A 10604-nucleotide genomic window follows, 5' to 3' on the forward strand; every position below is an offset into this window, starting at 1 on the left:
CCGCCACACCGGACATCAGCAGGCGCCGCTGACGAACGCCCGCATCCATCGTCCGCGCGAACCACGGCCCAAGCGCATAACCCAGACCGATCACACCGATCCACGGCAACAACGGATACGACGTGCGCAGGCGCAGACTTTCTCCAACGTCGATCCAGCCGCGATCATGCAATACCGCCCACGGCACGTGAAACGCTGATTCCACCGAAAAATGCACACCATCGAGCAGGTTATGTCCGGCGATGATCATCACGCTCAACGCCAACAACAACCCGCGCGGCAACCAGACCAGTGCCGACAACGCGATCATGCTCAGCCCGATGGCCCAGATCACTTGCAGGTAGATGACCGTCGGTGGCACTTGAAACGTCCACGCAAAATTTACCAGGGTGGACTCCAGCACCACCAGAAACAGTCCGCGCTTGAACAGAAACGCACTGACGTCTGTTTTGCCTTGATACTTTTCGCCATACAACCACGCCGACAACCCCGTAAGCAGGACGAAAACCGGCGCACACAAATGCGCCAGTGTCCGACTGAAAAACAGCGCAGGTTCTATGGCCGCGATGTCCATCGGATCGGACACCTGGCGATGCAACAGGAAAGTTTCGCGCACGTGGTCGAGCAGCATGAACAGGATGACCAGGCCTCTCAACGCATCGATGGACAGGAGTCGGCCACTGGCCGTGGGGGCGGAACGAAGCGCAGCAATCGTCATGAAGAGTTCGCAAATCGGGAGGATGAAGCGACAGGTCGGCCTGTCATTTTGCGTTACTCTATAACATTAAAATCACTAATCGCTAGTGTTTCTCAAATAGAAATACAACGCTAACGAGACTTACGCCCTGCGCCATCAGCGACACGCCCGACGTCAGCCCGCCGCTGTGCGCCAGTATTTACACAGTGAATCCCGGTTGAAACCGCAGCAATCCTGCACTAATCCCTGGTACGCCGATGATGTGCCCGCAACAGGAATTTGCCCAATGCCCACGGACTTCTATAGTGAGGAATGCCCCTGGGTTTCCCGCGAGTGCCTTTCATGGTCAACACCGAGCACCTGATCATCTGCGAGCACTGCGACTGCGTGTATGAAAAAGCTGTGCTCGGCAAACATCAGAAAACCCTGTGCACCCGTTGCGGGGGCGTGCTTGAGCGCTATAACGGTTTGACCATCGAGCAGCGCCTGGCCCTGACGTTTACTGCCGCCATGCTCTGGCTTTTTACCAATTTCTACCCGGTCATGAGCATCAGCCTCAAGGGCCTGAAAAACAGCGCGACACTGTGGGATTCGGTACTCGCACTCAGCCAGGGGCCGATCACGTTCATGGCGATGGTTGCGGCGATTTCGATCATCATCGCCCCGGCGTTTCAACTGGTGCTGCTGATCTGGGTGCTGAGTTTCGCCCTCGCCTCGCAACGCGCACCGGGTTTCAAAACGTGCATGCGCTGGCTGGAAACGTTGCGCCCATGGAGCATGCTCGAAGTCTGCCTGCTCGGCGCGATGGTCGCGGTGTTCAAACTGGCAGGCATGCTCGATGTGCTGCCCGGCATCGGCCTGTTCGCCCTCGCCGCGCTCAGCTTGCTAATGATCCGTATCGCCGGCCGCGACATTCGTGATTTATGGGACATTTTATGAGCCGTCCACCGACCGCCAGCGAGTTGAATCTTTGCCTGTGCCACAGCTGCGGGCTGGCCTGCGACATGACCGGCGAACCGCATCAATGCCCGCGTTGCGATGCGCCGCTGCATCGGCGCAAAGCCAATTCGCTGACACGCACCTGGGCGTACATGCTCGCCGCGCTGATTTTCTATGTGCCGGCCAATCTTCTGCCGGTGATGAATACCACGATGCTCGGCGACGGCGCGGACAGCACGATCATGAGCGGCGTGCTGGAGTTCTGGGAACATGGCGCGTGGGACATCGCCCTGATCATTTTTGTCGCCAGTATCGCCGTGCCGGGTGTGAAATTTGTTGCCCTTTCGTTGCTGCTGATCACCGTGCAGCGCGGCAGCGACTGGGCGCGCAAGGAGCGTTCGAAGCTGTACCGATTCGTCGAGGTGATCGGCTATTGGTCGATGCTCGACGTATTGGTGGTTGCCCTGGTCGCGGCACTGGTGAAGTTCCAGGCCCTGGGCGACATCGAACCGCGCCCGGGGATCCTGTTTTTCGGCATGGTCGTGGTGTTCACCATGCTCTCGGCGATGAGTTTCGATCCGCGTCTGATCTGGGAAAACGCACCGGACGAACCACTCAACCGCGCTGAACCTGAAGCAACACCTGCAATGGATGACGCAGTGTCCGATCCGCCTGGCGCTTGACCTGGCTGCGGCACGAATAACCGGTGGCCAGTGCTTCGCCCTGCTCCGCCGGCGCCTCGACCTGACGCGCCCAGGACTGCTCGTAAATCACCGTTGAAGTATCACGGTTGCGCGCCTCGTGCCCGTAGGTGCCGGACATGCCGCAGCAACCGGTGGCCTGGGTCACCAGTTTCAGTCCTGCCCGCTCGAACACTTGCTCCCACTGCCGGGTAGCGGCGGGCGCATTGGTTTTTTCGGTGCAGTGGGCCAGCAACCGGAACGTTTCGCCGTGGTTTGCACCGGCCTGATCCGGCATTACTTTCAGCAGCCATTCCTGCACCAGCGCCACTTCCGGGCATTGCTCCATGCCCGGCACCTTGAGGTATTCCTGGCGGTAAACCAGGGTCATCGCCGGATCCAGTCCCACCAGCGGTACCCCGACGTTGGCCAGCTCACGCAGTTGTCCGGCATTGCGCAGTGCGGCGCGGTTGAACGCCGATAGAAAACCCTGCACATGCAACGGCTTGCCGTTGGCACTGAAGGGCGCGAGATAGACCTGATAGCCGAGCCGGGAGATCAGCTCGACCAGATCGGCGAGCAACGGCGCTTCGAAATAACGGGTGAACGCATCCTGCACCAGCACCACGCTGCGTTCGCGCTGATCCCGGGTCAGTGCAGACAAGGTCGTCGCTGTCGCCGGCCGCACCTGCCAACGGCGCATCACCGCGTGGAAATCGAGGCGGCTGAGCAGCGGCACATCGACCATTCCGCCGACTGTTTCCAGCAAACGGCGAACCAGGGAATTGCCCATCAAACCGTTATAGAGCAGCGGCACCCGCGCCATGTACGGAAGGCTGTATTCGAGCGAGGCGATCAGATAGTCCCGCGCCGGTCGCAGATAACGGCTGTGATACAGCTCCAGAAACCGCGAACGGAATTCCGGCACGTTGACCTTCACCGGGCACTGCCCCGCGCAAGACTTGCACGCCAGACAACCGGCCATCGCGTCGTAGACCTCATGGGAAAAATCCGCGGCGCCCTGACGTTGCGCACGGCTGTTGCGCCAGCGCTGCACGAGCGTGGCGAAAAAAGCCGGCTGGCGCGTGTCATCGGCCAACACATCGACACCCGCCTCGCCCTGTAAACGCAGCCACTCGCGGATCAGCGAGGCCCGGCCCTTGGGCGATTGCGAGCGCTGGCGGGTGGCTTTCCACGACGGGCACATGGCGTCATCGGGATCGAAGTTGTAGCAGGCGCCGTTGCCGTTGCAGTGCATGGCCGCGCCGTAGTCCTGCCAGACTTTCTCGTCGATCTGCCGATCCAGTTCGCCACGCAGGGTGACTTCGTCGATTTTCAATAGTTGCGCACCCGGTGTGTCCGGGGTGGCGATCTTGCCTGGGTTGAACTGGTTAAAAGGGTCGAACGCGCCTTTCAGCGCTTGCAGCGACGCGTAGAGTTCGCCGAAAAATGCCGGCGCGTATTCCGAGCGCAAGCCTTTTCCGTGCTCGCCCCACAACAGTCCGCCGTAACGCTGGGTCAACGCCGCCACGCCGTCGGACACTGGCCGCACCAGCGCCGCTTGCTGCGGGTCTTTCATGTCGAGGATCGGCCGTACATGCAACACGCCGGCATCGACGTGGCCGAACATGCCGTATTGCAAACCGTGGCTATCGAGCAAATCACGCAGCTCGGCAATGTACTCCGCCAAGTGCTGCGGCGGCACGGCGGTGTCTTCGACAAATGGCTGTGGCCGCGCTTCACCGGCGACGTTGCCGAGCAAACCGACCGCGCGTTTGCGCATGCCATAGACCTTGTTCACTGCCGCATGACCGACCGCCAGCGTGTGGCCGAGGCGCTCTACCGTGGTGTCGCTGCCCAGATGAGCGATGAAGGCTTCGACGCGTTGTTGCAAGTCTTCAAGATCGTCGCCGCAGAACTCCACCAGATTGATGCCCAGCGTCGGACGCTCGGTGCTGGCCGGGAAATATTCAGCCACGCCGTGCCAGACGATGTCCTGCATCGCCAGCAGCAACACCTTTGAGTCCACGGTTTCGATCGACAACGGCTTGAGCGCCATCAGCGCCCGGGCATCGCGCAAGGCGTCCATGAAACCGGCGTAACGGATATTAACCAGCATTGTGTGCTTGGGAATTGGCAAGACATTTAGCCGTGCCTCGACGACAAATCCGAGTGATCCTTCAGCGCCGCACAGCACGCTGTTGAGGTTGAAGCGATCGTCTTCTTCGCGCAGGTGCGCCAGGTCGTAGCCAGTCAGGCAGCGGTTCAGATCGGGGAAGCGCTCTTTGATCAGCTCAGCCTGGCCGTCGATGATTCCCCGTGCGCAGCGATAGACTTTGCCGACCCGATCTTCGCGGGCGCATTGTGCTTCGAGTTCGCTTTCTTGCAGCGGTCGACCGTGCAAATGCTCGCCGCCGCGCAGGATCATGTCGAGTTCAAGCACATGATCGCGGGTCTTGCCATAGGTGCAACTGCCCTGCCCGCTGGCATCCGTGTTGATCATGCCGCCGACCGTGGCGCGGTTGGACGTCGACAGCTCTGGAGCGAAGAACAGCCCGGCGGATTTCAGCGCGGCGTTGAGCTGATCCTTGACCACCCCGGCCTGCACGCGCACCCAGCGTTCCTCGACATTGATTTCCAGAATGCGGTTCATGTGCCGTGACAGATCGACCACCAATCCGTCGGTCAGCGACTGGCCGTTGGTGCCGGTGCCGCCTCCCCGAGGCGTTACTACGACTTGCCGGTAGGCAGGCTCGGCGATCAGCCGGGCGATCCGCGCCACGTCCTCGGCATGTTTGGGAAATACCGCCGCTTGCGGCAAGCGTTGATAGATCGAGTTATCGGTGGCGAGCACCACGCGGCTGGCGTAGTCGCCGCTGATTTCGCCTTCGAATCCACTGGATTCGAGTGCCGTCAGGAACCGCTGATAATCGGAGGTCAACGCGGTGGCGGGCGAAAGTTGGGCAATCATCGGTCAGGGCATCTCGGTCAAAAGGGTCACGTGGCGGTGAACACTTGTACGCAACGAATGATTACGTCAGGCTCCGCCCTATCATGACGGCCATCTTCATTGCAGAAGACCGTCGGGACAACCGTAAATTCGACCCGTTATTGATGACTAAACCGAATGAATCCGCGCACCCTTACCCCTTCCATGTCGTTGTTGCTGGCTTTCGAGGCTGCCGCCCGCCATGAAAGCTATACCCGCGCCGCCCATGAACTGTCCCTGACGCAAAGTGCGGTCAGCCGTCAGGTGCAGATTCTGGAAAAAATGCTCGGCATGCGCCTGTTCACCCGCGAAGGCCGGCGGGTGATCCTCACCGATGTCGGGCGCATGTATCAGCGCGAACTCGGCGAGGCCCTCGGGCAAATCCGCAGCGCGACCTTGCAAGCCATGGCGTTCGGATCCGGCGTCCACAGCCTGCGCCTTGCCACGCTGCCGACTTTCGGCTCGAAATGGCTGCTGCCACGGCTCAAGGATTTCTACACCGCGCACCCGGGCATGACCGTGCACCTGCACTCGCGCATCGAAACCATCGACTTTGACACCAGTGAAATCGATGCGGCGATTTGTGTAGGCGGCGGGGAATGGCCGGGGTTGAGCGCCCATCGGTTGCATACCGAAGAACTCGTGGTGATCGCCAGTGCACAGCTGTCGGACACGGAACGTCGCGACGCAGAGATAAAAATCGCCGGGCAATTACTGCTCAACGTCAGCAGCAATGCCCAGGCCTGGGCGGAATGGTTCACCCATCACAAACTGCCCCATCGCAGCATGCGCATCGGGCCGAGCTTTGAGATGACTTCACACCTGATCCAGGCCGTGCGCGCCAACATTGGCATTGGTCTGGTGCCACGGATTCTGGTCGAGGATGAATTGCACAACGGCGAGTTGCTGCAACTGGGCGACCCGATCATCAGCCGCCGCAGCTATTACCTGGTGTACCCGGCGCGCAATGAAATGCTGCCGTCGCTGAAGGCGTTTCGGGATTGGTTGATGCGCACGCTCTGAATCCCGGATTGTCAGGGCAAACGCTTTCGCGAGCAGGCTCGCCCGGACGACATCAAAACCGCGGCTTCACCGCTTTCCAATCCGCCTTGTATTTTTGCATCTGCCTTACATCATCACGCTGGCGAATTCCGCAGGTCAGGTACTGGTCATGCAGCTTGCCCAACTGATCCTGATCCAGCTCCAGACCCAAACCCGGTGCGCGAGTGATCTTCACGCAACCGTCAACGATCGGCAGCTTTCCGCCCTTGATGACCTCTTCGTCCGGCTCCTGCCACGGATAATGCGTGTCGCAGGCGAAATCCAGGTTCGGCACCGCCGCCGCGACATGAGCCATGGCCATCAGGCTGATGCCCAAGTGTGAGTTGGAGTGCATCGACACACCGAGGCCGAACACACTGCACATTTTCGCCAAGGTCTGCGTATCGCGCAGACCGCCCCAGTAATGGTGGTCGGCGAGGACGATCTGCACACTGTTCTGTTCGATGCTGCGGCGAAATTCGTCGAAATCGGTGACCACCATGTTGGTCGCCAGCGGCAGGCCGGTGCGTTTGTGCAGCTCGGCCATGCCGTCCAGACCCGGGGTCGGATCTTCGTAATACTGCAAGTCGTCGCCGAGCAATTCAGCCATGCGGATCGCCGTTTCCAGCGACCAGTTGCCATTCGGATCGATGCGCAACGGGCACTCGGGGAAGGCTTTTTTCAGAGCCTTGATGCACGCGACTTCATGTTCCGGCGGCAAGGTGCCGGCCTTGAGCTTGATGCTCTTGAAGCCATAAGCCTCGATCATCCGCGCCGCCTGCGCGACGATTTGTTGTTCGCTGAGTGCCTCGCCCCAGTTGTCCGGTTTGTAGGGTGGATCGACGTGTTGGGCGTACTTGAAGAACAGATAGGCACTGAACGGCACCTCATCACGCACCGCGCCGCCGAGCAAATCCACCAGCGGCACGTTCAGATAATGCGCCTGCAAATCGAGGAACGCCACTTCAAACGCTGAGTACGCATTGCTCACCGCTTTGCTCGCGTGGGAACCCGGCGCTAACTCCGCACCCGCGATGCTCGCCGGTTTATTTGCTGCAACGGTGGCCTGCACGATGGCGCGCAACTGGTTGAGGTTGAATGGATCGAGGCCGATCAATTGCGACTGCAACTGCTGCTGGATTGCCAGCGCCGGCGCGTCGCCATAACTTTCGCCGAGGCCGATGAAGCCGTTGTCGCTTTCGATTTCAATGATCGAGCGCAAGGCAAACGGTTCATGGATGCCGCTGGCGTTGAGCAATGGCGGATCACGGAAAGCAATCGGAGTGACGGTTACGCGGATGATTTTCAAGATAACGCTCCTGTGGCTCGGAATCAGCGGCTTGCGGTGGTGCCGGCCGTCACGGTGACGGCGGCCTCAGCACCAGGCTTTGCTTGGGTTTTGTCTTTGTTGGCGGGTGCCATGCGGGCGAAGAAGATCACCACGGCGGCGATCAGCGAGGTCGCGGCGAGACCGTACATCCCACCTTCGATGGTGCCAGTGGATTGCTCAAGGAAACCGAACGCGGTCGGCGCAACAAAGCCGCCGAGGTTGCCGATGGAGTTGATCAGCGCGATGACTGCCGCCGCGATGCGCGCATCCAGATAGCTTTGCGGAATCGGCCAGAACAGTGCTGAGGCAGCCTTGAAACCGATGGCAGCAAAACAAATCGCAACGAAAGCGAACACTGGCCCGCCGGTGGTGGACATGAACATGCCGACCGCTGCGATCACCAGGGTCACGGCCACCCAGGCCTGCTGGAATCTCCATTTGCCGGCCATTGCAGCGAATCCGTACATGGCAACGATGGAAATGATCCACGGAATCGAATTGAGCAATCCGACCTGAAAGTCGCCAAGATTGCCCATTTTCTTGATCATGCTCGGCAACCAGAACGTGGCGCCGTAGATGGTCAGGGCGATGGAAAAATAGATAAAGCAGAACAGTGCGATCTGCCGATCCGCCAATAGCTTGAACATCGACGGCTTGGCGGTTTGCGTGGCTTCACGGGCACGCTGCTCTTCAGCAATCGCACTCACCAATGCTTCGCGCTCGTCTTCGCTCAGCCATTTGGCTTGGCGCGGATGGGATTGCAGCCAGAACCAGACGAATCCACAGAGCACCACCGAAGCAAAACCTTCGATCAAGAACATCCACTGCCAACCGTGCATGCCCAGGCCACTGACGTGCAGCAATGCTCCGGACACCGGACCGGAAATCACCGAGGCAATCGCCGAACCGCTGAGGAACACGGCCATGGTCTTGCCGCGCTCCGAGGCCGGCAGCCACTGAGTGAAGTAATAAATGATTCCCGGGAAGAACCCGGCCTCGGCGGCACCGAGAATAAAGCGCAGCACGTAGAAACTGGTTTCGCCCTTGACGAATGCCATGGCCATCGCGGCGGCGCCCCAAGTGAACATGATTCGGGTCAGCCAGGCGCGTGCGCCGTAGCGTTGCAGCAGCATGTTTGATGGCACTTCAAACAGCGCGTAACCGACAAAGAACAATCCGGCACCGAGACCATAGGCGGCGGCACCGATGCCCAGATCTGTTTCCAAATGACTGCGCACGAAACCGATGTTGACCCGATCGATGTAATTGACGATGAACATCACCACGAACAGCGGCAATACATGGCGCTTGACCTTGGCGGCGGCGCGGGCGAGTACCGTGATGTCCGGCGAACTCTGGAGGGTTTTCAAGAGGCGACTCCCGTTCATTGTTTTTTTTGGGGGGGCTTTTAAGCGGTAGACCGATCATGGACGGGGCAATTGATCCCGTCTAATCTAACTTGGCATTCGATTGATACCTGGATTAGATCAATGTTCGAACTCACCCAGTTGCGCTGTTTTACTACCGTCGCCACCGAACTGAATTTTCGTCGTGCCGCCGAACGACTAAACATGACCCAGCCGCCGCTCAGCCGGCAGATCCAGTTACTGGAACATCATCTCGGCGTGGAACTGTTTACCCGCAGCACGCGGAGCGTTGCACTGACCGCCGCCGGTCGGGCGTTTTTCATCGAGGCTCAAAATCTGCTGGAACGAGCTCAGCAGGCAGCCGTCACTGCCCGACGTTTCGCTGAGGGCGATATCGGCTCCGTCAACATTAGCTTTGTCGGCAGTGCGGTTTACGAATTCCTGCCAAAGGTCATCGCCGAGGCGCGGCTGAAACAGCCCCAGGTGAAAATTGATTTGACCGAGATGAACACCTATCAGCAACACGAAGCTTTGCGGGCACGGCGCATAGATCTGGGGATCGTCCGCGCACCGTTACTGGAGCCGGGTTACGCCACCGAATGCCTCGTGCGCGAGCCGTTCGTGCTGGCGGTGCCGAGCAACCACCGACTGGCGAACGCTGAAGAAGTGTCAGTCGCCGATCTGGATGGGCAACCGTTTTTGATGTATTCGCACGCCGCCTATCCACCGTTTAACGAGCTACTGACCGGCATGCTGCGCTCGGCCCGGGTGGCGCCCGACTACGTGCAATGGCTCGGGTCGTCGCTGACGATTCTGGCGATGGTCAATGCGGGCATGGGTCTGGCCCTGGTGCCGCGATGTGCGACCAGCGTGGTATTCAAGAATGTGGTGTTCCGCGATATCGATCTGGGCGATGGGGTGCAGAGCGAACTGCATCTGATCTGGCGGGAGAATAATGACAATCCGGCGTTTGCGATGTTGCTGGAGGGCATACGCCGGGCGGTGAAGGATGGTTGGGGGTGATTAATATTTCGGAGGCGGTGGCGGGGCCTTCGGGCCCTTAATCTGCGGTTTGCCATCCGGCCCGAAAAAAACCCGTGCGACGTGAGGTGGCATTGGTTTGATTACTTTTGCTGTCACGTTGAACCCTCTGTAATAGGATTGAACTCAACCCATTTAACCTTCGCGGAATCTATCAGCAAATACTCGGCACCAGAAGACAGTAACGTGCCGTCGTCTTTCAGCCATATAGGGTTATGCATTAGAAATTGCCCGCTGGAGGATTCCGCTGGCCACTCGGCGGGCCAGCCAAATAGGCGCCTCTCGTCATCCAGATGCAGGGTAATCAGGCGGTCGAATTGGGCAAATGCATTGAACCATTCACTGGGATAGGAAGTTTGTGTCGTGACATTTCGGCTGCGCAACCATCGATGCAATCTGTCATTCGTGGCTAAACGGCAAGACATCAATCCAAGCATCGTTGCAATACAAAACGCCCAAAATGCCTCTGCTTTAATATCCCAAAGCCCCACCGAAATTCCTCGCTTTCCCACCCACAAAC

Annotated in this window: 9 protein-coding genes; 4 read left to right on the forward strand and 5 right to left on the reverse strand. The window is 59.3% G+C overall.

Annotated elements, in window-relative coordinates; all coding sequences use genetic code 11:
- On the reverse strand, positions 1-718 hold a 718-nt coding region (locus tag GIW69_RS25790), incomplete at its 3' end, for a heparan-alpha-glucosaminide N-acetyltransferase domain-containing protein (protein WP_236485606.1).
- A 321-nt stretch (positions 719-1039) separates the two neighbouring features.
- Here GIW69_RS25790 and GIW69_RS25795 point away from each other — a divergent pair.
- Both GIW69_RS25795 and GIW69_RS25800 read left to right on the forward strand, forming a co-directional pair.
- Positions 1040-1636 (forward strand): paraquat-inducible protein A, encoded by a 597-nt coding sequence (locus tag GIW69_RS25795; protein ID WP_236485607.1) that lies wholly within the window; start codon positions 1040-1042, stop codon positions 1634-1636.
- Positions 1633-2319 (forward strand): paraquat-inducible protein A, encoded by a 687-nt coding sequence (locus GIW69_RS25800; protein WP_236485608.1) that lies wholly within the window; start codon positions 1633-1635, stop codon positions 2317-2319. The genes GIW69_RS25795 and GIW69_RS25800 overlap by 4 nt, the downstream gene beginning before the upstream one ends.
- On the opposite strand, the gene ydiJ is transcribed toward GIW69_RS25800, so the two are convergent.
- Complete coding sequence (ydiJ, locus tag GIW69_RS25805) at positions 2252-5287, reverse strand: D-2-hydroxyglutarate dehydrogenase YdiJ (protein ID WP_236485609.1); 3036 nt, start codon at positions 5285-5287, stop codon at positions 2252-2254. The two genes, GIW69_RS25800 and ydiJ, sit on opposite strands and share 68 nt — an antisense overlap.
- Before the next feature lie 156 nt (positions 5288-5443).
- On the opposite strand from ydiJ, the gene GIW69_RS25810 reads away from it, so the two are divergent.
- Positions 5444-6328, forward strand: a complete 885-nt coding sequence (locus GIW69_RS25810) for a LysR substrate-binding domain-containing protein (RefSeq protein ID WP_236485610.1) — start codon at positions 5444-5446, stop codon at positions 6326-6328.
- Between the two features lie 52 nt (positions 6329-6380).
- Here GIW69_RS25810 and GIW69_RS25815 read toward each other — a convergent pair whose 3' ends face one another.
- Together GIW69_RS25815 and GIW69_RS25820 are read right to left on the reverse strand one after the other, a co-directional pair.
- On the reverse strand, positions 6381-7655 hold the full coding sequence (locus GIW69_RS25815; protein WP_236485611.1) for a glucarate dehydratase family protein: 1275 nt from the start codon (positions 7653-7655) through the stop codon (positions 6381-6383).
- Positions 7656-7678: 23 nt separating this feature from the next.
- On the reverse strand, positions 7679-9064 hold the full coding sequence (locus GIW69_RS25820; protein ID WP_496570962.1) for an MFS transporter: 1386 nt from the start codon (positions 9062-9064) through the stop codon (positions 7679-7681).
- Positions 9065-9166: 102 nt separating this feature from the next.
- On the opposite strand from GIW69_RS25820, the gene GIW69_RS25825 reads away from it, so the two are divergent.
- Positions 9167-10066: a LysR family transcriptional regulator gene (locus GIW69_RS25825; protein ID WP_236485612.1), complete on the forward strand. Its 900-nt coding sequence runs from the start codon at positions 9167-9169 to the stop codon at positions 10064-10066.
- A gap of 113 nt (positions 10067-10179) precedes the next feature.
- On the opposite strand, the gene GIW69_RS25830 is transcribed toward GIW69_RS25825, so the two are convergent.
- The gene (locus GIW69_RS25830; protein WP_236485614.1) at positions 10180-10602 is read right to left on the reverse strand and encodes a hypothetical protein; all 423 of its coding nucleotides are present in this window, start codon (positions 10600-10602) and stop codon (positions 10180-10182) included.
- Positions 10603-10604 lie beyond the last annotated feature (2 nt).

This window comes from Pseudomonas syringae (assembly GCF_021605415.1).
In the GTDB taxonomy this organism is placed as follows: domain Bacteria; phylum Pseudomonadota; class Gammaproteobacteria; order Pseudomonadales; family Pseudomonadaceae; genus Aquipseudomonas; species Aquipseudomonas syringae_S.